General features: G+C 68.3%; 27 protein-coding genes and 1 tRNA gene. 16 read left to right on the top strand and 12 right to left on the bottom strand.

The window, feature by feature from the left end:
* The first annotated feature begins 5 nt into the window (after positions 1-5).
* The gene (locus ABRP18_RS12010; protein ID WP_046749635.1) at positions 6-671 is read left to right on the top strand and encodes a DedA family protein; all 666 of its coding nucleotides are present in this window, start codon (positions 6-8) and stop codon (positions 669-671) included.
* A gap of 10 nt (positions 672-681) precedes the next feature.
* Here ABRP18_RS12010 and ABRP18_RS12005 read toward each other — a convergent pair.
* Positions 682-754: transfer RNA gene (locus ABRP18_RS12005), tRNA-Leu, on the bottom strand.
* An 85-nt stretch (positions 755-839) separates the two neighbouring features.
* Between ABRP18_RS12005 and ABRP18_RS12000 the strand changes: the two genes are divergently transcribed.
* The 3 genes from ABRP18_RS12000 (at position 840) to ABRP18_RS11990 (ending at position 4,052) form a co-directional block, all read left to right on the top strand.
* Positions 840-2,087, top strand: coding sequence for an alanine racemase (locus ABRP18_RS12000; RefSeq protein WP_113681656.1), 1,248 nt, complete (start codon positions 840-842; stop codon positions 2,085-2,087).
* Positions 2,084-3,397, top strand: coding sequence for a D-arabinono-1,4-lactone oxidase (locus tag ABRP18_RS11995; protein WP_179515901.1), 1,314 nt, complete (start codon positions 2,084-2,086; stop codon positions 3,395-3,397). The genes ABRP18_RS12000 and ABRP18_RS11995 overlap by 4 nt, the downstream gene beginning before the upstream one ends.
* Positions 3,398-3,485: 88 nt before the next feature.
* Complete coding sequence (locus ABRP18_RS11990; protein ID WP_046749632.1) at positions 3,486-4,052, top strand: LemA family protein; 567 nt, start codon at positions 3,486-3,488, stop codon at positions 4,050-4,052.
* A 39-nt stretch (positions 4,053-4,091) separates the two neighbouring features.
* Here ABRP18_RS11990 and ABRP18_RS11985 read toward each other — a convergent pair whose 3' ends face one another.
* Both ABRP18_RS11985 and ABRP18_RS11980 read right to left on the bottom strand, forming a co-directional pair.
* Positions 4,092-5,021 carry a hypothetical protein gene (locus ABRP18_RS11985; RefSeq protein WP_349884710.1) on the bottom strand — a complete coding sequence of 310 codons (930 nt, stop codon included), beginning with the start codon at positions 5,019-5,021 and terminating at the stop codon, positions 4,092-4,094.
* On the bottom strand, positions 5,018-6,283 hold the full coding sequence (locus ABRP18_RS11980) for a winged helix-turn-helix domain-containing protein (RefSeq protein ID WP_113681685.1): 1,266 nt from the start codon (positions 6,281-6,283) through the stop codon (positions 5,018-5,020). Before ABRP18_RS11980 ends, ABRP18_RS11985 begins: the two co-directional genes overlap by 4 nt.
* An 87-nt stretch (positions 6,284-6,370) precedes the next feature.
* Between ABRP18_RS11980 and ABRP18_RS11975 the strand changes: the two genes are divergently transcribed.
* Positions 6,371-7,567, top strand: coding sequence for an AI-2E family transporter (locus ABRP18_RS11975; protein WP_046749629.1), 1,197 nt, complete (start codon positions 6,371-6,373; stop codon positions 7,565-7,567).
* Positions 7,564-8,793 (top strand): threonine ammonia-lyase, encoded by a 1,230-nt coding sequence (gene ilvA, locus ABRP18_RS11970; protein ID WP_046749628.1) that lies wholly within the window; start codon positions 7,564-7,566, stop codon positions 8,791-8,793. Before ABRP18_RS11975 ends, ilvA begins: the two co-directional genes overlap by 4 nt.
* A 70-nt stretch (positions 8,794-8,863) precedes the next feature.
* Here the strand turns inward: ilvA and greA are convergent, their stop codons facing one another.
* Together greA and ABRP18_RS11960 are read right to left on the bottom strand one after the other, a co-directional pair.
* Positions 8,864-9,352, bottom strand: a complete 489-nt coding sequence (gene greA, locus ABRP18_RS11965; protein ID WP_045262727.1) for a transcription elongation factor GreA — start codon at positions 9,350-9,352, stop codon at positions 8,864-8,866.
* Between the two features lie 97 nt (positions 9,353-9,449).
* Positions 9,450-9,836 (bottom strand): DUF4307 domain-containing protein, encoded by a 387-nt coding sequence (locus ABRP18_RS11960; protein WP_046749627.1) that lies wholly within the window; start codon positions 9,834-9,836, stop codon positions 9,450-9,452.
* A 67-nt stretch (positions 9,837-9,903) separates the two neighbouring features.
* On the opposite strand from ABRP18_RS11960, the gene ABRP18_RS11955 reads away from it, so the two are divergent.
* Entirely contained in the window at positions 9,904-10,197 is a 294-nt protein-coding gene (locus ABRP18_RS11955; RefSeq protein WP_113681658.1) for a hypothetical protein, read from the top strand.
* Positions 10,198-10,204: 7 nt separating this feature from the next.
* Here the strand turns inward: ABRP18_RS11955 and ABRP18_RS11950 are convergent, their stop codons facing one another.
* Positions 10,205-10,936, bottom strand: a complete 732-nt coding sequence (locus tag ABRP18_RS11950) for a hemolysin III family protein (protein WP_113681659.1) — start codon at positions 10,934-10,936, stop codon at positions 10,205-10,207.
* 97 nt (positions 10,937-11,033) lie between these two features.
* Here ABRP18_RS11950 and ABRP18_RS11945 point away from each other — a divergent pair, with 97 nt between their 5' ends.
* The 4 genes from ABRP18_RS11945 to ABRP18_RS11930 all read left to right on the top strand — a co-directional run bounded on the left by ABRP18_RS11945 (position 11,034) and on the right by ABRP18_RS11930 (position 15,633).
* Entirely contained in the window at positions 11,034-11,813 is a 780-nt protein-coding gene (locus ABRP18_RS11945; protein ID WP_046749846.1) for an isoprenyl transferase, read from the top strand.
* A gap of 41 nt (positions 11,814-11,854) precedes the next feature.
* Entirely contained in the window at positions 11,855-12,985 is a 1,131-nt protein-coding gene (locus tag ABRP18_RS11940) for an aminotransferase class V-fold PLP-dependent enzyme (RefSeq protein ID WP_113681660.1), read from the top strand.
* A 158-nt stretch (positions 12,986-13,143) separates the two neighbouring features.
* Positions 13,144-14,526 (top strand): PhoH family protein, encoded by a 1,383-nt coding sequence (locus ABRP18_RS11935; protein WP_046749845.1) that lies wholly within the window; start codon positions 13,144-13,146, stop codon positions 14,524-14,526.
* Positions 14,527-15,030: 504 nt separating this feature from the next.
* Complete coding sequence (locus ABRP18_RS11930) at positions 15,031-15,633, top strand: endonuclease domain-containing protein (protein ID WP_052748833.1); 603 nt, start codon at positions 15,031-15,033, stop codon at positions 15,631-15,633.
* A 169-nt stretch (positions 15,634-15,802) separates the two neighbouring features.
* Here the strand turns inward: ABRP18_RS11930 and ABRP18_RS11925 are convergent, their stop codons facing one another.
* From ABRP18_RS11925 to xseA, 5 genes are read right to left on the bottom strand one after another with little or no spacing between them, the layout of a single operon-like run.
* Positions 15,803-17,197 (bottom strand): aspartate ammonia-lyase, encoded by a 1,395-nt coding sequence (locus ABRP18_RS11925; RefSeq protein WP_046749623.1) that lies wholly within the window; start codon positions 17,195-17,197, stop codon positions 15,803-15,805.
* On the bottom strand, positions 17,194-17,880 hold the full coding sequence (locus ABRP18_RS11920; RefSeq protein ID WP_141369185.1) for a carbonic anhydrase: 687 nt from the start codon (positions 17,878-17,880) through the stop codon (positions 17,194-17,196). The genes ABRP18_RS11925 and ABRP18_RS11920 overlap by 4 nt, the downstream gene beginning before the upstream one ends.
* Entirely contained in the window at positions 17,877-18,521 is a 645-nt protein-coding gene (locus ABRP18_RS11915; RefSeq protein WP_046749621.1) for a DUF4245 family protein, read from the bottom strand. Before ABRP18_RS11915 ends, ABRP18_RS11920 begins: the two co-directional genes overlap by 4 nt.
* Positions 18,518-18,757, bottom strand: a complete 240-nt coding sequence (locus ABRP18_RS11910) for an exodeoxyribonuclease VII small subunit (RefSeq protein WP_046749620.1) — start codon at positions 18,755-18,757, stop codon at positions 18,518-18,520. The genes ABRP18_RS11915 and ABRP18_RS11910 overlap by 4 nt, the downstream gene beginning before the upstream one ends.
* 36 nt (positions 18,758-18,793) lie before the next feature.
* Positions 18,794-20,071 (bottom strand): exodeoxyribonuclease VII large subunit, encoded by a 1,278-nt coding sequence (gene xseA / locus ABRP18_RS11905; protein ID WP_349884709.1) that lies wholly within the window; start codon positions 20,069-20,071, stop codon positions 18,794-18,796.
* Positions 20,072-20,164: 93 nt separating this feature from the next.
* Between xseA and ABRP18_RS11900 the strand changes: the two genes are divergently transcribed.
* The 3 genes from ABRP18_RS11900 to ABRP18_RS11890 all read left to right on the top strand — a co-directional run bounded on the left by ABRP18_RS11900 (position 20,165) and on the right by ABRP18_RS11890 (position 22,801).
* Entirely contained in the window at positions 20,165-21,217 is a 1,053-nt protein-coding gene (locus ABRP18_RS11900) for a 4-hydroxy-3-methylbut-2-enyl diphosphate reductase (protein ID WP_374168981.1), read from the top strand.
* Positions 21,218-21,219: 2 nt separating this feature from the next.
* Complete coding sequence (locus ABRP18_RS11895; protein WP_349884708.1) at positions 21,220-22,011, top strand: IclR family transcriptional regulator; 792 nt, start codon at positions 21,220-21,222, stop codon at positions 22,009-22,011.
* A 235-nt stretch (positions 22,012-22,246) separates the two neighbouring features.
* Positions 22,247-22,801: a DUF6264 family protein gene (locus tag ABRP18_RS11890; RefSeq protein WP_061015435.1), complete on the top strand. Its 555-nt coding sequence runs from the start codon at positions 22,247-22,249 to the stop codon at positions 22,799-22,801.
* Between the two features lie 93 nt (positions 22,802-22,894).
* On the opposite strand, the gene fbaA is transcribed toward ABRP18_RS11890, so the two are convergent.
* Positions 22,895-23,923, bottom strand: coding sequence for a class II fructose-bisphosphate aldolase (fbaA, locus tag ABRP18_RS11885; RefSeq protein WP_046749615.1), 1,029 nt, complete (start codon positions 23,921-23,923; stop codon positions 22,895-22,897).
* A 185-nt stretch (positions 23,924-24,108) separates the two neighbouring features.
* Here fbaA and glpX point away from each other — a divergent pair, with 185 nt between their 5' ends.
* Positions 24,109-25,095 carry a class II fructose-bisphosphatase gene (glpX, locus tag ABRP18_RS11880; protein ID WP_183152278.1) on the top strand — a complete coding sequence of 329 codons (987 nt, stop codon included), beginning with the start codon at positions 24,109-24,111 and terminating at the stop codon, positions 25,093-25,095.
* Positions 25,096-25,276: 181 nt separating this feature from the next.
* Positions 25,277-25,561: a hypothetical protein gene (locus ABRP18_RS11875; protein ID WP_046749613.1), complete on the top strand. Its 285-nt coding sequence runs from the start codon at positions 25,277-25,279 to the stop codon at positions 25,559-25,561.
* The last annotated feature ends 11 nt before the right edge of the window (positions 25,562-25,572 follow it).

Raw genomic sequence — 25,572 nt, 5'->3', positions numbered from 1 at the left:
CCCGCATGGTTCCCACTGCTGCCGCCGAACACGGCTTCACCGGCCTCACCGGATTCGCCGCCGACGTCCTCACAGCCCTCGGAGACGTCGGCGTCGGCGTGCTCGTCTTTCTCGAGGTGCTCGTGCCGCCGATCCCGAGCGAGGTCATCCTGCCCTTTGCGGGATACCTGAGCCAGAGCGGCTCCCTGAATCTCGGGTGGCTGATCTTCTGGAGCACCTTGGCGTCGTGGCTGGGGGCGCTGCTGCTGTACTGGCTCGGTGCGGCGATCGGCATGGACCGGGCGGTGCGGATGCTCGCTGCCACGAAACTGGTGAGTCGCTCCGACCTCGAACGCGGATCCGAGTGGTTCGTGCGCAGTGGCGGCTGGACCGTCCTGGTCGGACGGATGGTTCCCGGTGTCCGCAGCCTCATCTCGATCCCCGCCGGCGCGTCGCGGATGAACCTCGTGACCTTCAGCGTCTACACGATCATCGGGAGCGGACTGTGGAACGCTCTTCTCCTCGGGGTCGGAGCGGCGTTGGGCACCCAGCACGAGCAGCTGGAGCAGTACCTCGGCTATCTCGACTACGCCGTCTACTCCGCCATCGCGATAGCTCTCGTCGTCCTGATCGTGCGCCGGATACGGGAGGCAGCGGGTGAGCGGAAGGCGGTCGCGCAGGGGGAGGACTGAGCGTCGGCGGTGCCCCCGCTGGGACTCGAACCCAGACTGAAGCGATTTTAAGTCGCCTGCCTCTGCCATTGGGCTACGGGGGCCTCCCGGTCAGACTATCGCCGCGCTCGACTGCGACGCCGTGCCGTCAGGGGTGAACCGGAGTCCGCGAGGCCTTAGGGTGGGGGAGTGCTCGACCTCATCGATGAACTGAGCCCCGTCCACGGTGCCTCCGCGGTCGCCCCTGAGTGGGAGGACCCGGCCCGTTACTGGCCGCGCCTGTCCGCGGCGACAGGACACCTCCCGGCACCGGTGGCGGTGATCGACCGCGAGGCGCTCCGCTACAACGCGATGGACCTTCTGGTGCGGGCCGGTGGACTCCCGATCCGCGTCGCCTCGAAGTCCGTGCGGGTGCGCTCCGTGCTCGACGCCGTGCTGAAGCTGCCGGGGTTCCGCGGCATCCTCGCCTTCACGCTCGAAGAGGCGCTCTGGCTCGCCGAGACCCACGACGACATCATGCTGGGCTACCCGACCGTGGATCGCGCGGGACTGGCGCGGCTCTTCGCCGACGAGCAGGCCGCGCGGCGTATCACGCTGATGGTCGACGACCTCGTGCACCTCGATCTGATCGACAGCGTCGCGGGTCCCCGGTCGCGCCCCGAGCTCCGCGTCGCCATCGACGTGGATGCCTCCTGGCGGTCCTCGATCCTCGGCCACATCGGAGTGCGCCGCTCTGCTCTGTTCAGCGCGGGCGAGGTCGCCGCCTTCGCCCGAAAGGTGGTCGCCCGCCCAGGGTTCCGCCTCGTCGGATTGCAGATGTACGACGCGCAGATCGCCGGTCAGGGCGACGACGCCGGTCCCGATGCGCCGCTCATCCGCATGGTGCAGGCGCGCTCGCGCAACGAGCTGCGTGAGCGTCGAGCCGAGATCGTCGCCGCAGTCGGGTCCGTGGCAGCCCTGGAGATCCTCAACGGCGGGGGAACGGGATCGCTCGAGTTCACGGGCAGCGACGAGTCCCTCACCGAGGCGAGCGCGGGCAGCGGGCTGCTCGGCGGACACCTCTTCGACGGCTACCGGTCGTTCCGTCCCGCGCCCGCCTCCGCATTCGCGTTCGATGTGGTGCGCCGCCCCGCCGCCGACATCGCCACGGTGCTCGGAGGCGGGTGGATCGCCTCCGGCCCCGCTGTGGCTTCCCGGCAGCCGCGTGCTGTGTGGCCCGAGGGTCTCCACACCCTCTCCCGCGAAGCCGCCGGCGAGGTGCAGACGCCGCTGCAGGGGCCGGCGGCCGCGTCGCTCGGCGTGGGAGACCGTGTCTGGTTCCGCCATGCCAAGAGCGGTGAGCCGGCAGAGCGCATCGAGAGCTATCACCTGATCTCGGGCGACGAGATCGTCGACGAGCTGCCGACATACCGCGGCGAGGGAAAGGCCTTCCTGTGACGAGAATCGGCGGCACCTGGCAGAACTGGGGTCGCTCGGCGTCCGTGCGTCCGGTGCGCGTGGAGCGGCCGCGCAGCCCGGAGGGCGTGCAGCGCGCGGTGATCGCCGCGGTCAAGCACGGACTGCCCGTGAAGGCGGTGGGGGCCGGTCACAGCTTCACCGGCATCGCCATCGCTCCTGGTGTGCTGCTCGAGCTCGACGACCTGCAGGGCCTCGTCTCCGCCGACGCCGAGACCGGCCGGGTGACTCTGCTCGCCGGAACGCGGCTGCACCGCATCCCCGGGCTCCTGGCGCCGTACGGGCTCGCGATGGAGAACCTCGGCGACATCGATCGCCAGTCCATCGCCGGAGCGATCTCCACAGGCACCCACGGTACGGGAGCCGGATACGGCGGCCTCGCCACCCAGGTCGTCGGCGTCACGATGGTCACCGCCGCTGGCGAGTTCCTGCGGATCGACGAGGAGCACGAGAGCGAGCTCCTGCCTGCGGTGGCACTGGGACTCGGCGCCCTCGGCATCATCGTCGAGGTGACGCTGCAATGCGTGCCCGCGTTCGTGATGCACGCCATCGACGAGCCGGTCGCCCTGGACGAAGTGCTCGCCACCCTCGACGAGCGCGTCGCCTCATCCGACCACTTCGAGTTCTACTGGTTCCCGCACACCGACGTCGCCCTGACGAAGCGCCAGGCGCGTCTCCCGGAAGCGACGGTCCGCAAGCCGCTCCCTGTGGTCGGGCGATGGATCGACGAGACGGTGCTCTCGAACGGCGTCTACCGCGTCGTGTGCGCAGCCGGCCAGGTCGTCCCGGCGATCACGCCATCGTTCAGCCGGCTCGCGGTCAAGCTCACCGGCGATCGCGAGTACACCGAGCTGTCGCACCGCGTGCTCATCCAGAGCCGGACCGTGCGCTTCCGGGAGATGGAGTATGCGATCCCGGCCGAGAACGTCGTGGCGGCGTTCCAGGCAGTCAGGGCTCTCATCGACCGGCGCGGGTGGCGGATCGAGTTCCCGATCGAAGTGCGTTTCGCCGCAGCCGACGATCGCTGGCTCTCCACCGCTCACGGGCGCGACAGTGCGTACATCGCCGTGCATCGATACTGGCGAGCCGACCCCACGGAGTACTTCGGAGCGGTGGAGGAGATCATGCACGGGTTCGGCGGACGTCCGCACTGGGGCAAGCTCCACACGCTGACCGCGGAGACGCTCCGGGAGCGGTATCCGCGCTTCGACGACTTCATCGCACTGCGCGACCGGCTCGACCCGGAACGTCGGTTCGGCAACCGCTATCTCGAACGGGTGCTCGGCAGCTGAATCGACGGCGGCGGACGCCGCGTACGCCCAGTCCACGTGCAGGCTGCGCGTCTAGGATGAGAGAAACACGAGGAAGGGTGGGCCTCTGATGGAATGGCTCGTGCCGGTACTGATCGTTGTCGGAGTGATCCTGCTCGTCGGCATCTATCTGTGGGCCACGTACAACTCGCTGGTGCAGCTGAATGTGCGCGTCGACGAGGCGTGGAGCGGCATCACCGTGCAGCTCAAGCGACGAGCCGACCTCATCCCCAACCTCATCGAGACGGTGAAGGGCTACGCCTCGCACGAGAAGGCGGTCTTCGAGAACGTCACCCGTGCGCGTGCCGAGACGCTGTCGGCGGGAGGGCCCGGAGAAGCCGGTATCGCCGAGGGGCACCTGCAGCAGGCTCTGCGCAGCCTGTTCGCGGTCGCTGAGGCGTATCCGCAGCTGCAGGCGAGCACCAACTTCCTCCAGGTGCAGCAGGCCCTGGTCGACACCGAGGACAAGATCCAGGCGGCGCGCCGGTTCTACAACGGCGGCGTGCGCGAGCTCAACACCAAGATCAAGGTCTTCCCCAACAACCTGTTCGCCAAGGGGCTGGGGTTCACCGAGCGCGAGTTCTTCGAGGTCGCCGACAGCAGCGCCATCTCGGAGCCTCCGCGCGTGCAGTTCTGACGCGTGCACTTCTGACGCACGGTTCGGCGACGGCGTTCGTCACCACGGTGAGAGCACGAGGTCGTCGGCGGTGAAGGACACGTCGCCGCGAAGCGTCCAGGAGTCCGTGCGGTACGTCGTCGTCCGTCCGGCGCCGTCTGCGCCGGTCCCCGTCACGGTGACGACCAGCACCCCGCCGTCCGCGGTGAAGCCTGCCGGGGTGAGAGTGACGGCGGGAGCCTCCTCGACCCGGTAGCGGAACCCGTCGACATCACGGAACTCCGTTCCCCAGGGGATGCGCAGTCCGCAACCGTCCGGCGTGTCGGTCCCGGGGACGGTGCACGCTTCGACGATGTCGTCCACGTGGTCTTGGGCGACCGCCGTCGCCTCCGGGCGCAGCGTGGCATCGACCACGGTCGTGACCTCGACGGCAGGCATGACCGTCACAGCGCTCTCGCCTTCGAGCAGCGTCGCCGGCATCGCAGAGACCGTGTACAGCGCGGGGAGGAGAGCGACCGCTTCGCCCGTGGGGACAGCGGTGGTGCCGATCGCGACGGAAGCACCGATGGTCGAGTCGAGGGTCACCCTGCCGAGCCCCGAGGAGTCGACACGCCAGCGGCCGTCGACCATGTCGAGCGCGAGCACTGCGTCGTGGGCATCTCCATCGAGCTCGAACGACACCTCCGCCGCCGCCGACGTGCTGCCGTTGCTGTGTCGCACGCGCGTGACCTCGGCGTCTCGCACCAGCGCGCTCGCGGCGTCGAAGGCGTCGAGTGCGGCCTCCGTGACCACGATCCCGGTGGCCCGCACGGTGTCGGCATCGCCGGACTCCAGGGCTTGCAGGTACTCGAGTGCCGCTTCCTCCGGGGTGGTCGACCGCGCGGAGGATTGCCAGATCCACACCCCCGCGGCGAGGAGGACGACGACGACCGCGGCGCCGCTGATCACCCAGCGCCGCCGCACTCTGCTCCTGCGGGACTCCTTGTTCATGCGGGACTCTCTCGGGGATGCAGATGGCGGCGCACGGCCGGACCTGTTCCCGTGCCCGCGGCCAGGGCGGTGTGAAGCGCCGCCGTGGCGTCACCCCAACCGGACACCGAGATGTGCTCCAGACCCTGCCAGGCGGCGGCGAGTGCGAGTTCCCGAGCGATCGGCTCCGCGTCGCCGGGACGCGCCTGCGGCTCCCACCACGCGGATTGCACCTGCAGAGTCGATGTGGTCCGATCGGCCTTGAGGTCCACCCGTGCGACGATGCGGTCGCCGACGAGCACAGGCAGGGAGTAGTAGCCGAATCGCCGCTTCTCGGCCGGCACGTAGATCTCGATGCGATAGTCGAGGTCGAATGCACGGAGGGCCCGGTCCCGGAACCACACCACAGGGTCGAACGGCGTCAGGATCGCCGCCGTATCCACTCTGCGCGGCAGCACCGCATCCTGATGCCGCCAGGCGGGGAGCGGGCGCCCGCCACGTTCCCAACCCCGCACCTTCACCGGGATCAGCTCACCCGAATCCACGAGCTGGGCGATCGAGCGGGCGACTGCGGCGCGGTCGCGAATGCGGTAGTAGTCGGCGAGATCCGACTGTGTGGCGACGCCACTCGATCGCGCCGCGCGCCGGCTCAGCTCGAGGATGGACTCGGCGCGGGACACCTCCCGTGAGCGGATGGTGTCGGGAATGACATGCTCCGCCAGCGCGTACGTGCGCTCGAATCCGCGACGCCCGCTGATCGCGACGTCACCGGTGCGCCACAGGTGCTCGAGCGCGAGTTTCACATCGTCCCAGTCCCACCAGGTGCCGCGCTCCCGCGGTGCGTCTTCGCGGAGGTCGGCCGGTCGCAGCGGACCGCGCGCACGCAGCTCGTCCGTCACCCACTGCACGGTGCGGGCGTTGCTGCTCATCCACGAGTCCTCGCCCGCCCAGCGTCGGCGGAAGTCGTCCATGCGGAAGCGCCACAACGGCCAGTCCTCGACAGGGATGAAAGTGGCCTCGTGGGCGAGGTACTCGACGTAGTGCGTCGTGCGGGAGAGGAAGATGCGGTCGAGCAGCGCGGGGTCGTACGCGCCGAGCCGTGAGAACAGCGGGAGGTAGTGCGATCGCGCGAACACGTTCACGGAGTCGATCTGCAGGACTCCGAGCCGGTCCATGACCCGGTGCACGTGCCGCCCCGCGACCGTCGCCGGTCGTGCTCGGGTGAATCCCTGAGCGGCCAGCGCGATGCGACGTGCCTGGGTCGAGCTGAGGGTGTCTGTCACCTCGCCAGGGTAGCGCCGCGCGCCGACATCGCTCCGCGCTCGGAAAGATGCGTTCGAGGGCATACGGCATGACCTTAGACTTGGGCGATGAGCGACGACCAGCGACCCCGGCTGCGTGATCTCTTCCGTCCGCGCCCGGTCTCCACCGACCGCACCGTGACGACCGAGGCCGACGAGACCGTGCCCCTGCCGTTGCGGATCACCGCGAGCTACGCCTGGCGGCTGCTGATCATCGCCGCTGCGATCGGCGTCTTCATCTGGCTCGTGATGCTGCTCAAGCTCCTGGTCATCCCCCTCATGGTCGGCATCCTCATCACGGCGCTGCTGTGGCCCGCGTTCTCGTGGATGCTGCGACGCGGCCTCCCGCGATGGCTGGCGATCGCCATCTCGCTCATCGGGACGGCCGCCATCGTCACCGGGCTGATGTGGCTCGTCGTCTGGCAGGTGCGCGCACAGCTTCCCGACGTGCAGGAGCGGTCGACCGAGGCGTTCGATCAGTTCCAGGTGTGGCTGCACGACGGGCCGCTGAATCTCTCGGACACCCAGATCGCCGACTACCTCCAGCAGGGTCTCGACCTCATCAGCGAGCAGGCACAGGTGCTCTGGACGGGCGCACTCGCGATCGGCACGACCGTCGGCCACGTCGCCACGGGCGCCCTGCTCGCACTCTTCATCCTCATCTGCCTGCTGGCCGATGGAGCCGGGATCTGGCGCTGGACCCTCAAGATCTTCCCGCGTCGCGCCCGTCCGGCCGTCGACGGCGCCGCCCGCAACGGTTGGACGACGATCGTCAACTACGCGCGCACGCAGCTTTTCGTGGCCACCATCGATGCGATCGGCATCGGCCTCGGCGCCTTCCTGCTGCAGGTTCCGCTCGCGCTCCCTGTGGCGGTTCTCGTGTTCCTGGGCTCCTTCATCCCGATCGTCGGTGCCGTGGTGACCGGCGCGGTCGCCGTCTTCCTCGCCCTCGTCTACAACGGGCCGTGGATCGCTCTGTGGATGCTCGTCGTGGTGCTGGCGGTCCAGCAGATCGAGGGACACATCCTGCAGCCGATCATGATGGGTTCCGCGGTCAAGGTGCACCCGCTCGCCGTCGTGCTCGTCGTGGCCGGAGGAGCGATGATCGCCGGAATCCCCGGCGCCCTGTTCGCGGTCCCGTTGGCGGCGTTCGTCAACGTCGCCGCCGTGACCATCAGCTCGGGTTCCTGGCGCACCGGCGTCGGACCGAGCGGAGATCTGATCTGGAGCACAGTTCCGCGCGAGCGGAGACGGAGGAATCGATGAGCGCAGTCCCCAGCCTGACCGAGTTCGAGCACGCCGCTCAGAGTCTGGCTGAGGTGATCTCGCACACTCCATCGCTGCCGTCGCGGGCCCTCTCCGACATCCTCGGGGCACCCGTCCTGCTCAAGATGGAGAATCTCCAGCGCACGGGCTCCTTCAAGATCCGCGGGGCGGCCTACCGGCTGTCCAAGCTGAGCGCCGAGGAGCGCGCCAGGGGAGTGGTCGCGGCCTCCGCCGGCAACCATGCCCAGGGGGTTGCCCTCGCCGCCCAAGCGCTCGGGATCCCCGCGACGATCTTCATGCCCCTGGGTGTGCCGGTGCCGAAGCTGCTCGCCACTCGCGGCTACGGAGCGGAAGTGGTGCTGGAGGGGGAGACGGTGGCGACATCGCTGCGTCTCGCCGCCGAGTTCTCCGAGCGCACCGGCGCGGTGCTGATCCACCCGTTCGATCACCGCGACGTCGTGATCGGGCAGGGCACGCTCGGGCTCGAGCTCCTGGAGGATGCGCCCGAGGTCGACACCGTCGTGCTCGGCATCGGCGGTGGAGGTCTCATCGCCGGGGTCGCCGCAGCTGTCAAGGCCCGTGCCGCCGAGCTCGGACGCTCGGTCAGGATCATCGGCGTGCAGGCGGAGAACGCCGCCGCCGTGCCGCCATCGCTCGAGGCGGGAGAGCCCGTCGACATCGTAACGAGGCCGACCATCGCCGACGGCATCCTGGTCGCGCGCCCCGGTGCGATCCCGTTCGACATCATCAAGGACCTCGTCGACGAGGTGGTCACGGTCTCCGACGATGATCTGGCGCGAGCCATCCTCATCCTCCTCGAGCAGGCGAAGGTCGTGGTCGAGCCCGCGGGCGCCGCGGGCGTCGCAGCCATCCTCGCCGGCAAGGTCACCGCGACGGGGACCACCATGGCCGTGCTGTCAGGTGGGAACATCGACCCGCTCCTGCTGCAGCGGGTCGTCTCGCACGGACTCGCCGCGTCCGGTCGATACCTCACGATCCGCATCCCGCTGCCCGACCGGCCCGGCCAGCTCGCCCGCGTGTCCGAGCTGATCGCGGAGGCCGGAGCGAACGTGATCGAGGCCATGCACACACGTCACGGACACGGGCTGCAGATCAGCGAGGTGATCCTCGAACTCAGCGTCGAGACCCGCGGTCCCGAGCACTCCGAGCACACGCTCGACACTCTGCGTCTGGCCGGCTTCGAGCCGATCCTCGTCCCGGATTGAGCACGACCGATCGCGCATACGGAAGCGCCCCCTCGTCCGAGCGGAGGAGGGGGCGCTTCCGTATGGCGTCTCAGCCGGTGTAGGTCTCGACGTTCACGATCTCGACGCTGATGTCGCGACCGTTGGGAGCCTCGTAGGACGACTTCTCGCCGACCTTGAGGCCGAGGATGGCCTGGCCGAGGGGGCTGGCCTCGCTGTACACGTCGAGGTCGCTGCCTGCGGCGATCTCGCGGCTGCCGAGGAGGAAGACCTCTTCGCCGCCGGCGACGAGGGCCGTGACGACGGTTCCGGGCTCGACGATCCCGCGGCTGGCGGGAGCCTCGCCCACCTTGGCGGTCTTGAGCAGACCCTCCAGAGTGCGGATGCGGGCCTCCTGCTTGCCCTGCTCGTCCTTCGCGGCGTGGTACCCGCCGTTCTCCTTGAGGTCGCCCTCTTCGCGGGCCGCCTCGATGCGCTTGGCGATCTCGTCGCGGCCGACAGTGGACAGGTGCTCCAGCTCGGCGACGAGCCGGTCGTACGCTTCCTGCGTGAGGAAGGGAACCTGAGCATCGGTGGACATGACGAAGCTCCTTCTTTCGGGATCCCTCCGGCATGCTGCGGGGGATATGCCAAGACGCCCCGGCACGGTGCCGGGGCGTCGTCTGTCTGGCACGAGTCTAGGCGACCCAGCAGGCGTTCACCAAACCTGTCGTGGCTTCCGCGACGGTCGGGATGGTGACCGAACGCGCCTGCGAGTGGCTATCTCCTGCTTCGATCTCGACGATCTTCCAGCCGACGACGCCGAACTCCTCGTCCAGCGCTTCGACGGCGCACACGACGTTCTTGCCCTGCACTCCGGTGACCTGGAAGGTGATGTTCACCGAGTGCTCGTCGACGAGTTCGAAGCCCAGATCGTCGGCGTCGACGGACGCCATCGACTGAGCGACGGTCATCCAGCCGAACGCGCCGAGCAGGATCACGGCGACCGCGCCGCCGACGATCCAGGGCGTGCGCCGCCGTCGGGTTCGGCCATAGCGTTCGTCGAGGTCTCGTGCGGTCGTCACAGGGGAGTCTTCCGGTCGTTAGGCTGGTGTTACCAGGTTATGCGACCTGCGTACGAAAGGCCGATTCATGTTCTCTCTGTCCGAGACCCCGATGCCGACGCCGAGCATGACCGTCGATCCGGTGTCGGTCACCCCGGGGTTCGTGGGCTTCGCCGCGATCGTCGTGGTCGTGATCGCGGTCATCCTCTTGATCTGGGACATGAACCGTCGTATCCGCCGTGTCCGCTACCGCGAAGAGGTGCGCGACGAGCTGGATGCCGAAGAGGCGGCGCGTCACACCGACGGCACGGCCGCCCCCGGAGCGGAGCCGTCGACCTCGGACCGGCCCGACGCTCCCGGAGACGACTCGCCCACGCGCTGACCGTGCGTCACGGCGCACCCAGCGAGGGAGAAAGCGGCGCCAGCGCGATCAGCAGGCACGCCGTCCAGTGGCACAGGAACGCGAGAACCGTGCACACGTGGAAGATCTCGTGGAACCCGAAATGGCCCGGCCAGGGGTTCGGCTTCTTGAGCGCGTAGACGATCGCGCCGCCCGTGTAGAGCAGACCGCCGACGATCACCAGCACCATCATCGCGGCGTTCGCGTTCATCAGATCGACGATGTACATCACGGCGGCCCAGCCCAGCAGCAGGTAGAGGGCCACGTAGAGCCAACGCGGCGCATTGATCCAGAAGACGCGGAAGAGGATGCCGACGAGGGTGCCGCCCCACACCAGGCAGAGCAGCAGGATGCCCTTCTGCGGTGGCAGCGCCAGCACGGCCAGAGGCGTATAGGTACCGGCGATGAGCAGCAGGATGTTGGCGTGGTCGATGCGCTTGAGCATCACCTTCACCTTCGGACTCCAGTCGATGCGGTGGTAGAGCGCGGAGTTGCCGAAGAGGAGCAGCGACGTGAGCATGAACACAGCGGAGGCCCACTTCGCCGCGGCTCCCTCGGCCACGACGATCAGGACGATTCCGGCGACCACGGCGACCGGGAAGGTGCCGGCGTGGATCCACCCTCGCCAGGTCGGTTTCACGTCGGTGGCCGCATCCGCGGCGGCTGCGTCCAGAAGGGGCAGCTGAGGGACGTCGGGACCGGAGTGCTCGGGAGTGCTCACGTGCTCACTCTAGGCGGCCCCGCATACCGCTCACGGCACATATATCCAGCGTTCCCACACGGTGCGGACGGCCGCGGCACGGTAGCGTAGGTGGGTGATTCCACGCGAGAGCCCGGTACGCGGGCCGCTGTACCGGCTCTACACGAGTCGGCTGCGTCGTCACCTCGATCCGGCTCGTGTGCCGCACCACGTCGCGATGATGATCGACGGCAATCGCCGTTGGGCCCGTCAGCTCGGGCTGGACACGCCCGCGGAGGGACACCGGGCGGGTGCGGCGAAGATGCGCGAGTTCCTGGAGTGGTGCGACGAGCTCGGTGTGCGGGTCGTCTCGCTCTACCTCCTCTCGAGCGACAATCTGAGGAAGCGGGATTCCGCGGAGCTCGCCGACCTCATCGAGATCATCGCGGAGCTGGCGGAGGCGCTGTCCCTGGAGGGGAACTGGCGGGTGAAGCACGTCGGCCGCTCCGACATCCTCCCCGCCGAGCTCGCGCGAGTGCTCTCCGACGCGGAGCAGCGCACGAAGGATCACACCGGGCTGCACGTGAACCTCGCGGTCGGGTACGGCGGGCGCAACGAGATCGTCGATGCGGTACGGAGCATCATCGCGAAGCACGAGGCGTCAGGCGGCACGCTCGAAGACCTCGCAGCCCACCTCACGCCCGAGATGATCGGCGAGCACCTGTACACCGGGGGACAGCCCGACCCCGATCTCGTGATCCGCACCAGTGGAGAGCAGCGGCTGAGCGATTTCCTCCTCTGGCAGAGTGCGCACAGCGAGTTCTACTTCGTCGAGGCGCTGGGGCCGGACCTCCGCCAGGTCGACTTCCTGCGTGCGATCCGGGACTATGCCGATCGGGACAGGCGCTTCGGGCGCTGACACGGCGGCGGGTCCGAGCGGAGCCGTGCCACAATGACGCAGTGAGCACTTTCCAGGACTATGTCGATTCCTTCGACAACGAGTCCGGCTACTTGAACTGGGCCGCCTTCGGGCCGCTGTCGCCGTCCGTCCGGGAAGAGGTCTTCGCCGATGCCGACCTGCTGGCAAGCGGACGGCCCTCCTCACTCGCTCTCGTCGGAGAGCGCATCGGCCAGGCACAGGAACTCGTCGCCGAGCTGCTGGACGCCGATGCGGCCGACGTCACGTTGCAGCCTTCTTCGACGCACGGGCTCATGCACGCGCTGTTCGGTCTCACCGGGGGAGTGATCGCGAGCACCGCCGAGTTCCCGAGCGTGAGCCTGACGGTGGAGCGCGCGTCGACGGCATCGCAGTGCGCCGTCACGCCGCGCTGGATCACGCCCGGTGACGGCCGCGTGACCCCTGATGCGGTGACCGATGTCCTCGACGACGATGTCGTCGCACTCGCTGTGAGCCACGTCGACTTCCGCACCGGCTTCCGCACCGATCTCGCCGCTCTCCGCGAGGCGATCGGTCCCGATCGGCTGCTCATCGTCGATGCCGTCCAGTCGTTCGGGGTGATCGACGTCGACTACTCTGCGGCGGATGTGGTGGTAGGGCACGGCTACAAGTGGTTGCGCGCCGGCCGCGGCAGTGCGTTCGGGTGGTTCTCCCCGCGCGCACGGGAGCGCATCGCCCCGGTGCTGTCCGGGATCACCGGTACGACGTCTCCCGGTCTGTTCGTCGACGAGCTGCCGGCACCCGCTCCGTCCGCGCGCGCCTTCACCGTCAGTCAGCCGGACACGCTCGCGGCAGGGCGACTCGCCATCGGGGTGCGGGACGTACGCGACGCCGGCGTCGCCGCCATCGAGGCACGGTTGGTCGAGAACGTCGACACCGTGATCGAGATCGCCGACCGTCACGGCATCGAGGTGAGCTCCCCGCGTGAGCGCCATCAGCGTGCCGGCATCGTGTCTCTCGCTCCGGCGGAACCCGGGCGCCTGGCCGCCGCGCTCGCGAACGCCGGGATCGTCGTGACGGCGCGGGGTGCGGCGGTGCGCATCGCTCCCCACGCAGGTACGGATGCCGCGAGCTTCGAGCTCCTCGACGACACCCTGCGTGCGTTCGGCAACGAGACGTTCATCAGCGCGTAACGAATCGCTGGCGTGTCGAGTTCGGGTTAATCGTCCGCACAGTCGTACGTTCTAGGCATCGGGCAAGGCGCCCGGTCGGGTCGGCCTCAGGTTGACGACTCGTGACCCCCTGGTCGACTCGTTCGAACTACCGGGATTCCCCGGGTCGGGAGTGGGTCGTGACCACACGTACAGCGCAGCAGGCCACCAGCACCGCGCAGCAGTCCACCCGTAAGACGACGAGACGAGCATCCTCCGCCGATCCGGATCAGGATCTGCGCACGTATGTCCTCGACACGTCCGTGCTGCTGAGCGATCCGCAGGCGTTCTTCCGGTTCGCCGAGCACTCGGTCGTCCTCCCCGTCGTCGTGATCACGGAGCTCGAGGGCAAACGCCACGATCCGGAGATCGGCTACTTCGCGCGACAGGCCCTTCGCCACCTCGACGATCTGCGCATCGAGCACGGGCGTCTCGACTTCCCCGTCGAGGTCGGCGAGGGCGGGACCCTCCGGGTCGAACTCGCGAACACCGACTCCTCGGTGCTTCCCGCGGGCATCCGCCTCAGCGACAACGACACCCGGATCCTCTCCGTCGCCATGCATCTCGCACAGGACGGCCAGGACGTCACGATCGTGTCGAAGGACCTGCCGATGCGCGTCAAGGCCGCCTCCCTCGGTCTGCGCGCCGAGGAGTACCTCGCCGAGCAGGCGGTGGACTCGGGGTGGACCGGGATCTCGACTCTCGACCTGTCCGGTGATGACATCAGCGACCTGTACGAGAGCGAGGTCGGCATCAGCGAGCAGGCTCGGGGGCTCCCGGTGAACACCGGCCTGATCATCCACTCCGAGCGCGGGTCGGCGCTCGGTCGCGTCACGGGAGACGGCGAGTACCGGCTCGTGCGCGGCGACCGCGACATCTTCGGCATGCACGGCCGCTCCGCGGAGCAGCGCATAGCGATCGATCTGCTCCTCGACCAGGAGGTGGGCATCGTCTCGCTCGGCGGGCGTGCGGGCACCGGCAAGTCGGCGCTCGCGCTGTGCGCAGGACTCGAAGCGGTGCTCGAGCGGCAGCAGCAGAAGAAGATCATCGTGTTCCGGCCCCTGTTCGCGGTCGGTGGGCAGGAGCTCGGCTACCTCCCGGGCGACCAGGGCGAGAAGATGGGGCCCTGGGGTCAGGCGGTGTTCGACACGCTGGGTTCGGTGGTGTCGGGCAACGTCATCGAGGAGGTCGTCGAGCGCGGACTGCTCGAGGTGCTCCCGCTCACCCACATTCGCGGAAGGTCCCTGCACGACGCGTTCGTGATCGTCGACGAGGCCCAGTCGCTCGAGAGGAACGTGCTCCTGACGGTGCTGAGCCGCATGGGACAGAACTCGCGCGTCATCCTCACCCATGACGTCGGTCAGCGTGACAACCTCCGCGTGGGTCGTCATGACGGCATCGCCAGCGTGATCGAGACCCTGAAGGGACATGATCTCTTCGGACACGTGACCCTGACGCGGTCGGAGCGTTCGGCCATCGCAGCCCTCGTCACCGAGCTCCTGGAGGGTGGAGAGCTCAGCTGACGACGGAAACAGCGGATGCCGCGAGGGCTCGGTCCTCGCGGCATCCGCTTCTTGGTCTCGGTGCAGCCCCCGATCGCATGGATACCGTCCGCTTGCATGAACCCCGTCCGCTTGCATGATGATTCGCCGTTCCTAGTCATGCGATCGTCGGATGGTCATGCGCGTGAGAGGGGGGAGCAGGTCAGTCGGACTGCACAGCGGCCTGTTCTGCGCTCGTGTTCACCGATGGCGTGAAGGTGGGCCGGCCGAGCGGGAGTGGGCCCCCAGAATCGAACGATGATCGACGTCAATATGCTCCTCGGACGCTTGGGAGGGGTCGCACGCGGCACCCGGCTTCAGGGCTTCGGATGCTCACGCTCACGGCTGGGAGCGGAGTGCAGGGCCGGTCGTATCGTCCGAGTGCGTTCTGGTGTGTTCGCATCTCGAGGAGCCGCGACCGAAGTGGTCACAGCAGCGGCCCACGGGGGAGCCCTCACTTGCGGGAGCGCCTTGAGGATTCGAGAGGTGTGGACGCTGGAGGTTCCCGCTGAGGTGCATGTCTGGATGGGGCTCGGCGGGCGACGGCATCATCCGAAGCAGTGCGGCTGCGTCGCTCACTTCACCCGCGGACGCATGGATGTCGGCATCGCGCCGATAGAGGTCGCGCTGACACACGCATACGCCTGTTACGGGGAGGAGTTCTTCTTCGCCGCGTACGAGTCGGCCTGGAACAAGCGGATGCTGACTGCTGCGGCGCGTGCGCACGTCCGCTCCGCCCTTCCTGCGACGGCGCGCTGGCTCGTCGACCTCGCACGTCCGGACGCGGAGAGCGGCTTGGAATCCCTGGTGCGGCTGCGGCTCCATCTGATCGGAGTGGCTGTGCGCACCCAGGTGACCGTCGGCGGGGTCGGGCGGGTCGACTTCGTGATCGAGGGCCGCGTCATCCTCGAGGCCGACGGTCGCGACAACCACGAGGATGCTGCGAAACGGCATCGCGATCTCATGCGAGACGCAGTCGCATCCGACCTCGGCTTCGAGACGCTCCGTTTCGACTACTCGATGATCGTGTACTCGTGGGACGTGGTCGCAGCAGCGATTCTGGCTGCGCTCGCTCGGGCTCGTGCGTGAACTGGTGCACCTGCATGAGGCGATGCCGGATGCAGGTGCCGTCCCGCCGAACGCTCATGCAATCGTCGGCTGGTCATGCGTCTGCGCTGAGAACCCGAGACGCGGCGCCCGGAGACAGAGGATGCCGCGAGGATCGAGTCCTCGCGGCATCCGCTTCGACGTGGGCGGGTCAGCCCGCGTGCGTCATCGACAGCAGGTCGAGCTTCTCGTCCAGCTGCTCGAGGGTGAGCTCGCCGCGCTCGACGTAGCCGAGGTCGATCACGGCGTCGCGCACCGTGATGCCCTTGGCGACCGAGTGCTTGGCGATCTTCGCCGCCGCCTCGTAGCCGATCAGCTTGTTCAGCGGCGTCACGATCGACGGGCTCATGCCCGCGAAGGCCGCCGCCCGCTCGACGTTCGCCTGCAGACCGTCGATAGTCTTGTCGGCGAGCACGCGCGAGGCGTTCGACAGCAGACGGATCGACTCGAGCACCGCGGTGCCCATGACCGGGATGGCGACGTTCAGTTCGAAGGAACCGGATGCGCCGGCCCACGCGACGGTGGCGTCGTTGCCGATCACGCGCGCGCACACCATGAGCACGGCCTCGGGCACGACGGGGTTGACCTTGCCCGGCATGATCGAGGATCCGGGCTGCAGGTCGGGGATGTGCAGCTCGCCGAGGCCCGTGTTGGGGCCCGACCCCATCCAGCGCAGGTCGTTGTTGATCTTGGTCAGCGACACCGCGATGGTGCGGAGAGCGCCGGAGGCCTCGACCAGACCGTCGCGGTTCGCCTGTGCCTCGAAATGGTCCTTGGCTTCGGTGATGGGCAGCTCGGTCTCGGCCGCGAGCAGCGCGATGACCTTCTGCGGGAAGCCCAGCGGCGTGTTGATGCCCGTGCCGACGGCGGTGCCGCCCAGGGGGACCTCGGCCACGCGGGGGAGAGCCGACTGCACGCGCTCGATGCCCAGACGGATCTGACGCGCGTAGCCGCCGAACTCCTGTCCAAGGGTGACGGGCGTCGCGTCCATGAGGTGCGTGCGGCCGGACTTGACCGCGTCCTTCCACAGCTCAGCCTTCGCCTCGAGAGCGACGGCGAGGTGGTCGAGTGCGGGGATGAGCGTGTCGATGAGTGCCTGGGTGACCGCGATGTGCACCGAGGTCGGGAACACGTCGTTCGACGACTGCGAGGCGTTGACGTGGTCGTTGGGGTGCACGGTCGAACCGAGGATGCGCGTGGCGAGCGTTGCCAGCACCTCGTTCATGTTCATGTTCGACGAGGTGCCGGAGCCGGTCTGGTAGGTGTCGACCGGGAACTCACCGTCGTGCGCGCCGGAAGCGACCTGGTCGGCGGCCTGGGCGATGGCGTCGGCGATGGCGCCGTCGAGGGTGCCGAGCTCCTTGTTGGCGAGTGCGGCGGCCTTCTTGATGCGAGCGAGGGCGGCGATCTGTGTCGACTCCAGCCCCTTGCCCGAGATCGGGAAGTTCTCCACGGCGCGCTGCGTCTGAGCGCCGTAGAGCGCATTCACGGGCACCCGCACCTCGCCCATGGTGTCGTGCTCGATGCGGTAGTCCTGCTCGGTCATTCCGAACCCTCCTTGGTTGCGGGGTCGATCCCCTGGATGTCGTCGTCGGTGTCGATGCCGACCGTGATCACGGGCACGGCGGTGCCCTCGGCCAGACGGTAGTTGGCGCCGACGATGCCGAGGCGACCAGCCGCGACGGCATCGCTGATGATCTCGGACGACTGCAGCAGATCGTTCACCGTGTTGCGCAGGTGCTCGATGCCGACCAGCTCCGAGTCGATCTCGGCGACGGTGGTGCCCCCGCTCTCCGCCAGCACCTTGCGCGCGGCCGGCACGATCGGGGCGATCAGCTTCCAGATGTGCGGCGGCAGGGGAGCGGCATCGATCGCCGTGCCGTCGATGGCGGCGCGCACCGCACCGCACGAGTCGTGCGCCAGCACCACGATCAGAGGAACCTCGAGAACGGCGACGGCGTATTCCAGGCTCGCGACGATCGATTCTCCGATGACCTGCCCGGCGTTGCGCACCACGAACAGGTCGCCGAGTCCGAGGTCGAAGATGATCTCGGCGGCCAGGCGGGAGTCGGAGCATCCGAAGAGCGTGGCGACCGGGTGCTGCGCCGCGGTCAGGTCCTTGCGTCGAGCGACGTCCTGATTCGGGTGGCGAGGCTCGTCCTGCACGAAACGGCGGTTGCCGTCCTGCATCTGCGTCCAGGCGGCGGCGGGGGTGAGGGGGTGGGTCATGGGGTCTCCGAGATGGTGCGGATCTGCGGGATGAGGCTCTCGGCGAGTTCGGCCGTGGAATCGGCCGACCGTGAGCCGTAGAGCAGGATGTAGTCGGCGCCGGCCTGCGTGCCGATGGCGTAGGTGACGTTGGCGTTCGACTCCGCGCTACCCGGCTTGTAGACGTCCCAGTCGAGCCCGCCGATGCGCACCGTGTCGGTCGGCGCGATGCCGTTCAAGCGCTGCGGAGCCCAGGACGAATCCGCGTCGAAGGCCTGGTCCACCTTGATGAACCCGCGCTCCTTGTCCGACTTGGGGGCGAGCGTGACCTCCCAGACGACGGTCGCGCCACCCTGCATCTCGGCCCCGTTCGCGCGCCAGAAGTCGCCGAGTTCCGGGATGAGGACGGGGCGGTCCATCGAGGACTCCACCCCCTCGGCCACCGCGGCGACGTCGAGGGGCTTCTGCTCGACGGGTGCGCCGCGGGGAACCGCGAAGATGATGACGGCGACCACGGCGAGTGTCACGAGAAGCGCTGCGACCAGGTTCCGCACCGTCTGGCTCGATCGGTACGCCTTGCTCGACGCTGCCTTCCTGGCGGCGGTCTCGTCGGGTGTCTCCGGACGGCCGAGCTCGGCGATGATGGGGGGCTGCTTGCTCATGACTCTCCGGCGTCGTCGGCATCGGAAGCCGCGGCACGAGCAGCGTCAAGACGCCGCTTCGCTCCCAGCAGCCACTCCTCGCAGCGTGCGGCCAGCGCCTCTCCGCGCTCCCACAGCGCGAGCGAATGCTCGAGTGTGGGGGAGCCCTGCTCGAGCTCTGCGACCACCTTGACGAGTTCGTCACGGGCCGCCTCGAACGACAGCGTGTCCACGGGGGTGTCGTTCAGGGCGCTCACTCCTCCATCTTACGTCGATCGATGCCGACGCTCTGCTCAGTCCCCTTCGGGGATCTCGCCCTCGGAGCGGGCTGCCAGCGATCCACGATCCAGCGTGATCGTGAGGCCGCTCCCGGCGGGAGCGTCGGTGGCATCGCGGAGGATCACACCACCGTCGACGTGGGCGATCGCGTAGCCGCGAGCCAGGGTCGCCGCGGGGGAGAGGGCTCGCAGGGATGCGCGGAGTTCTCCCGTGCGGCGCCCGGCGTCGTCGAGCTGTCGGTTCACGGCGTCCCGTCCACGCCCGAGCAGCAGCCACGTCTCCTGGGCGCGGGCATCGATGATCGGTGCGGGCGAGCGCAGCACCGGTCGCGAGCGCAGCTGCTCCAGCTGGGCGATGTCGTGCGTGAGGCGCTGGGTGAGCCGTGAGGTCGCTCGCGACCGCAGTTGCGCGATGAGCGCTCGCTGCTCTCCCACGTCGGGCACGACGCGCTTCGCGGCATCGGTCGGCGTCGAGGCGCGGAGATCGGCGACGTCATCGAGAAGCGGGTGGTCGTTCTCGTGCCCGATCGCGCTCACCACGGGCGTCGATGCCGCGGCGACCGCTCGCACGAGCCTCTCGTCGCTGAAGCCCAACAGCGTCTGCGGGTCGCCGCCGCCGCGGGCGATGATGATCACGTCGACCTCGGGATCAGCGTCGAGCCGAGCGAGCGCGGCGAGGGTGTCCGGGACACAGCGGTCCCCCTGCACGGCGGCGTACTCGGTGCGGAAGCGCACCTGCGGCCAGCGCAGCTCGGCGTTGCGATGCACATCCTTCTCGGCGTCCGAGCGCTCGCCCGTGATGAGGCCGATCACGTGCGGGAGGAAGGGGAGGCGCTTCTTGCGCGAAGGATCGAAGAGCCCCTCCTGCCGCAGCTGCACGCGGAGCTTCTCGAGGCGTTCCAGCTGATCGCCGAGCCCGACGTGCTTCATCGCGGAGACGGCGAAGCTGAAGTCGCCCGCCTTGACGAAGTAGTCGGCCTTGACCGCGGCGACCACATGGTCGCCGACGCCGATGTCGGACGGGATGCGCGCACGCACGCTCGACCACACGCGGATGGAGATCTGCGCGTCGGACCTGGTGTCCTTCAGGCGCGCGAACACGTTGCCGGCTCGCACGTTCCACGAGGTGATCTCGCCTTCGACCCAGACCGTGTTCCACCGCGCGATGAAGTCGCGGATCGTCGCGTTGAGGCGGGTGACGGAGGTGGGGGCGTCTGCGGTGGAATCACGGGGTGCGACCGAGTCGGCCGGCGGCGTCTCGCCCTGGCCCGTCGTCGCTTCGAAGACTGTCATCCGCTCCCGTTCCCTGCCCTCGAACCTCCCCGGCCGTGCACAGCTGCGCGACGGTAGAATTCAAGGGTGACTTCGACTGCCGTTCATCTCCCCGTGCCCCGCCTCCCACGAGTGCGTGCGGCGGCCGGGCGGCTTCAGGATAACCCGGTGGCCGGACACAAGCGTGTTCTGCTCGCCGCCCCGCGCGGTTACTGTGCGGGTGTCGACCGCGCGGTCGTCGCGGTGGAGAAGGCTCTCGAACGCTACGGCGCCCCCGTCTACGTGCGCAAGCAGATCGTGCACAACATCCACGTCGTCACCGAGCTCGAGGAGAAGGGTGCGATCTTCGTCGAAGAGGTCGACGAGGTCCCCGAGGGTGCGCACATCGTCTTCAGCGCCCATGGCGTCTCACCCGCGGTCGTGAACGCGGCCTCCGATCGGGGACTCCACGCGATCGATGCCACCTGTCCTCTGGTCACCAAGGTGCACCGCGAGGCCGTGCGCTTCGCGCGCGACGACTTCGAGATCCTGCTCATCGGTCACGACGGGCACGAAGAGGTGGAGGGCACGGCTGGAGAGGCGCCGGACCACGTGACCGTCGTGAACTCTCCCGAAGAAGCCGACACCGTCGTGGTGAAGGATCCGAACAAGGTCGTCTGGCTGTCGCAGACCACGCTGTCGGTGGACGAGACGATGGAGACGGTCAACCGGTTGCGCACGCGATTCCCCGAACTGCAGAATCCGCCGTCGGACGACATCTGCTACGCCACGCAGAACCGTCAGGTCGCGATCAAGAAGGTCGCCGCCGGGGCAGACCTCGTGATCGTGGTCGGCTCGTCGAACTCGTCCAACAGCGTGCGTCTGGTCGAGGTCGCCCTCGAGTACGGAGCGAAGGCCGCTTACCGCGTCGACTATGCCGAGGAGATCCAGCAGGAGTGGCTCGACGGCGTCGAGACGGTCGGTGTGACCAGCGGAGCATCCGTGCCCGAGGTACTGGTCCGCGAGGTGCTCGATGCGATCGGCGACGCCGGCTACCGCGATGTCGAAGAGGTGAAGACCGCTGAGGAGGATCTGATGTTCTCCCTGCCCAAGGAACTGCGTCAGGACGCTGCCGGTCAGCGGGACGCCCGGGCTCTCGGCGGTCGTGCATCCGGAGGAGGCGCGTAGCGTTGAGCGCCGCGGAGGCGGAGCCCACCCTCATCGGGTCGGTGCAACGCGCTCTGCGACTGGTCGACATCGTCGCGAACTCCCCGCGCCCGCTTCCGCCGAAGATGCTCGCGGCGATCACCGGACTGACGCCGGGGACGACCTACCACCTGGTGCGCACGCTCGTGCATGAGGGGTATCTGTCGTCGGAGCCGGACGGCGTGGTGCTCGGCAGTCGGTTTCCGTCGTTCCAGCAGCAGATCGGCTCCAGGGGCGTGTTCCTCGCTCGAGTGCGCGCGGCGCTGCGCGAGGTGACCGAGGAGGTGGGAGCCACGGCCTACCTGTCGCGCTTCGACGACGGGGAGATGCATCTGGTCGACATCGTCGACGCGGTCCGGAACCCTCGGATCGAGCTCTGGGTGGGGCTGCAGTCCAGCGCCCACGCGACTGCGCTGGGCAAGCAGATCCTCGCCGACCTCTCGGAAGAGGATCGCCTCGACTACCTGTCCCGCCATCGGCTGCCCGAGCTCACCCCGCGCACGATCACCGATCGCAGGACATTGCTCACACAGCTGGAGCGCTCGCCGGGGTGGGCTGTCGACCACGAGGAGTACGCCATCGGTGCGACCTGCCTCGCTGTGCCCGTCATCGCCCCTGGCGTCACCGCGTCGCTCGCGATCTCGCTGAACGCCGAGCGCGATGTGGTCGACAGGGAGCTGGTGTCGAAGCTGCAGGTCGCCGCGAGGCGCCTCTCGCTGCAACTCGGCGCGGATGCGCTGGACAGCGGGTCATCCGACGAGGATTTCACTATCTGAAGTCAGACCCCTGGCGCGGCGGCATGCGTTTTCCTACTATGGGGGGAGTAGCGGCATACAAGAGCGCTACCGACCGCCTCGAGCGTCCCCAGCGCTGGCGGTCGACCTGGATGAGAAGCGTCCCCAGCGCTTCACGTCCGCGGCCCCGAGAAGTCCCCACTTCTCCGGGGCCGCTATCGTTTTCGGCACGCAGTTGCTGGGAGTCGGCATGAGGGTATGCCGTTAGCATGGCGAGATGAGCGATCAGCGGCCCCAGTACGGAGAACTCGCGACCCCGGAGGAGCAGCGACGGGCCGCGGGTCTGCCTCCGATCGATGAGCCTGTGATCGCTCCAGCCGCTGCAGCGTCACCACCGCCGGCCGTGCCGGGAGCGGTCGCGGCGTCGAGCCCCTCGGGCGGTTCCCCCGCGAAGCGGGCGCACCCGCTCGATCGTTTCGCCACGATCGCCATGCTGGCGTACGGACTGATCAATGTCGTCGTCACCGGGCTGTCGTACCTGGACCTGCCGAGCGTCATGAACCAGACGATGAAGATCATCGGCATCGAAGGCGAGTTCACGAACTTCGCGTCCGCGAGGACCTGGGGCACGATCGCCGCGATCCTGCTCGCCGTCGGGTGGTCGGTCACCGCCGCGCTCTCGATCCGTCGCCTCCGCCGTGGACGTGTGACGTGGTGGGTTCCGATCGTCGGGGCCATCGTGACCATGGGTGTGGTGTCGGTCTGCATCGCCGTGCCGATGATGGGCGATCCGGCGTTCATCGCGCACCTCGAGCAGATGACGCGTCCCTGAGGACGTTCCGTGAGGTCTGCGCGGGCGCAGCTTCCACGGAGAACGAGAAGGGGCCCGGCAGGATGCCGGGCCCCTTCTGTGTCTCGCGACCGATCAGCTCTTGGACTGGCCGTACGAGCCGAGCTGGCGGGTCGACTCGACCACGCGGGCGGCCATGGCCGACTCGGCGATCTTGCCCCAGGCACGCGGGTCGTACTGCTTCTTGTTGCCGACCTCGCCGTCGACCTTCAGCACGCCGTCGTAGTTCTTGAACATGTAGTCGGCGATGGCACGCGTGTAGGCGTACTGGGTGTCGGTGTCGATGTTCATCTTGATGACGCCGTTGGCGACCGCGAGGGCGATCTCCTCATCGGTCGAGCCCGAGCCACCGTGGAACACGAGGTCGAGCGGCTTGGGGCCGGTGTTGTACTTCGCGGCGACCTCCGCCTGGATCTCGCCGAGCAGCTCGGGACGCAGCTTCACTCCACCGGGCTTGTAGACACCGTGGACGTTGCCGAAGGTGAGGGCCGCGATGTAACGCCCCTGCTCACCGAGACCCAGCGCCTGCACAGCCTGGTCGACGTCGGCGAAGGTCGTGTAGAGAGCTTCGTTCGACCCCTCATGCTGTACGCCGTCCTCCTCGCCGCCGACGACGCCGATCTCGACCTCGAGGATGGCGTTGATGGCCTTCATGCGGGGGAGCAGATCCTTCGCGATCTCGATGTTCTCCGCGAGGGGAACAGCGGAGCCGTCCCACATGTGGGACTGGAAGATCGGGTTGCGACCGGCCTTGACCTCTTCCTCCGAAGCGGCGATCAGCGGCTCGACGAAGCCCGCGAGTGCGTCCTTGGGGCAGTGGTCGGTGTGCAGGGCGACGGTGATCGGGTAGTTCTTGGCGACCTCGGTGGCGAAGCGCGCGAACGCGAGAGCGCCCGTGGCGCGAGCCTTCACCGTGTGGCCGGCGAAGTAGTCGGCGCCACCGGTGGTGACCTGGATGATGCCGTCGGAGCCGGCCTCGGTCAGGCCCTGGAGGACGGAGTTGATCGTCTGCGAGCTGGAGACGTTGAATGCGGGGTACGCGAAGCCGCCGGCCTTCGCGCGGTCGAGCATTTCGGCGTACTGATCCGGGGTGGCGACGGGCATGAGAACTCCTGCGATAGGGGAAGCCGGGACAGCTGCCACTCTATCGGGGCGCACGCGCCGATACCGCAGTCGCGGCCGGGGGCGAGCACGTCCGCTTCTGCGTAGCTGTTAAGAACAGCGATTCCTTCGGCGGATCGTGCCCGAAAAGCGGCGGATTCGGAGCGCACGATGGCTAGGCTGACCGCATGGTGAGTCTTACTGCTGATCTGAGCCCGCTTCGTCCCGACCGCAACCTGGCGATGGAGTTGGTGCGATCGACGGAGGCTGCGGCCATCCGCGCTGTGCCGTTCATCGGTCGCGGTGCGAAGGAAGCTGCGGACGGCGCGGCTGTCGACGCCATGCGGGCCTTCCTCGGCACGGTCGACTTCCAGGGACGGGTCGTCATCGGTGAGGGCGAGAAGGACAACGCCCCGATGCTCTTCAACGGCGAGATCGTCGGAACCGGCCGAGGGCCGCTGTGCGACATCGCCGTCGACCCCATCGACGGGACCTCACTGACCGCTGCCGGTCGACAGAACGCCCTGTCGGTGATCGCCGTCTCGGACCGTGGCACCATGCTCGACGCCTCGAGCGTCTTCTATATGGACAAGCTCGTGACGGGCCCCGCCGGTGTCGGTGTCGTCGACATCCGTCTGCCCATCGGGGAGAACATCCGCAAGCTCGCCGGCGCTCTCGACAAGCCCGTCGACGAGATCGTCGTCTCGGTGCTGAACCGTCCGCGTCATGAGCAGCTCATCCAGGAGATCCGCGATGCCGGCGCCGGCACCCGTCTGATGAGTGACGGAGACGTCGCCGGCGGCATCAATGCGGCACGCCACGACGCCCGCACCGACATGTGCGTCGGCGTCGGAGGCAGCCCCGAGGGAATAGTCACGGCTTGTGCGATCAAGGCGCTCGGCGGCCACATCCAGGGTCGGCTCTGGCCGCGTGACGACGACGAGCGCCAGCGCGGCATCGACGCGGGGCTCGACATGGACAAGGTGTACGAGGCCGACGATCTGGTGCAGGGCAACAACACGATCTTCGTCGCGACCGGTGTCACCGATGGCCAGCTCGTCGCGGGTGTCCGGCGCGAGCGCGGTTATGTGTACACCGAGAGCGTCGTGCTCAGAGGCGCCTCGGGGACGCTCCGTCGCATCGCGTCCGAGCACCTCGTCTCGAAGTGGCTCTGACGCTTCTCGTGTTCGCCGTCGTGTGATCGTCGGCGCTGAGGCCGTCGGCATCGTTATCGAGCCGGTATCGCCTCACACCCCGGACGATCCACGGTTCGCCGGGCCCCCGTGTCACAATTGTCACTGGGTTTGTCGCCGTCGACGGAGCCGCCAGGCACCGCAGGCACAGGAGGGCGAACAGATGACAACGCAGCACACGAGCGGCTCGAAAGCCGCCGCGACCAGGATCGTCACGACGAACACAGGGCGCATCCTCCGGGTGAGCGCGGACGCGGAATCCGCTCCGAAGCCCCCGACCGTGGCCCCCGTCGCACCGGCAGTAGACCCGGCCCGACGTGCGGATGTTCTCTTCCGCGTCCGGCGCGATGAGGGGCACGAGCTCAGCGCATGGTGGATGATCGGCGCGTTCCTGGCAACCAGCGGTCTGGTGATCCTGCTGCTCAGCGGCGTTCCCGGTATCGCCTGATCACGGCGCCC

The organism is Microbacterium sp. WHRI 7836 (assembly GCF_040223885.2).
Lineage (GTDB): Bacteria > Actinomycetota > Actinomycetes > Actinomycetales > Microbacteriaceae > Microbacterium > Microbacterium oxydans.
The sequence above is the reverse complement of the archived record's forward strand: the minus strand, read 5'-3'. Positions and strand labels throughout refer to the sequence as shown.

Coding starts and splice junctions, on each gene's coding strand:
- ABRP18_RS12010 (WP_046749635.1), top strand. CDS start 6: ATGGTTCCCACTGCTGCCGCCGAACACGGCTTCACCGGCCTCACCGGA.
- ABRP18_RS11990 (WP_046749632.1), top strand. CDS start 3,486: ATGGAATGGCTCGTGCCGGTACTGATCGTTGTCGGAGTGATCCTGCTC.
- ABRP18_RS11985 (WP_349884710.1), bottom strand. CDS start 5,021: ATGAACAAGGAGTCCCGCAGGAGCAGAGTGCGGCGGCGCTGGGTGATC.
- ABRP18_RS11975 (WP_046749629.1), top strand. CDS start 6,371: ATGAGCGACGACCAGCGACCCCGGCTGCGTGATCTCTTCCGTCCGCGC.
- ilvA (WP_046749628.1), top strand. CDS start 7,564: ATGAGCGCAGTCCCCAGCCTGACCGAGTTCGAGCACGCCGCTCAGAGT.
- greA (WP_045262727.1), bottom strand. CDS start 9,352: ATGTCCACCGATGCTCAGGTTCCCTTCCTCACGCAGGAAGCGTACGAC.
- ABRP18_RS11955 (WP_113681658.1), top strand. CDS start 9,904: ATGTTCTCTCTGTCCGAGACCCCGATGCCGACGCCGAGCATGACCGTC.
- ABRP18_RS11925 (WP_046749623.1), bottom strand. CDS start 17,197: ATGACCGAGCAGGACTACCGCATCGAGCACGACACCATGGGCGAGGTG.
- ABRP18_RS11920 (WP_141369185.1), bottom strand. CDS start 17,880: ATGACCCACCCCCTCACCCCCGCCGCCGCCTGGACGCAGATGCAGGAC.
- ABRP18_RS11915 (WP_046749621.1), bottom strand. CDS start 18,521: ATGAGCAAGCAGCCCCCCATCATCGCCGAGCTCGGCCGTCCGGAGACA.
- xseA (WP_349884709.1), bottom strand. CDS start 20,071: ATGACAGTCTTCGAAGCGACGACGGGCCAGGGCGAGACGCCGCCGGCC.
- ABRP18_RS11890 (WP_061015435.1), top strand. CDS start 22,247: ATGAGCGATCAGCGGCCCCAGTACGGAGAACTCGCGACCCCGGAGGAG.
- fbaA (WP_046749615.1), bottom strand. CDS start 23,923: ATGCCCGTCGCCACCCCGGATCAGTACGCCGAAATGCTCGACCGCGCG.
- glpX (WP_183152278.1), top strand. CDS start 24,109: ATGGTGAGTCTTACTGCTGATCTGAGCCCGCTTCGTCCCGACCGCAAC.
- ABRP18_RS11875 (WP_046749613.1), top strand. CDS start 25,277: ATGACAACGCAGCACACGAGCGGCTCGAAAGCCGCCGCGACCAGGATC.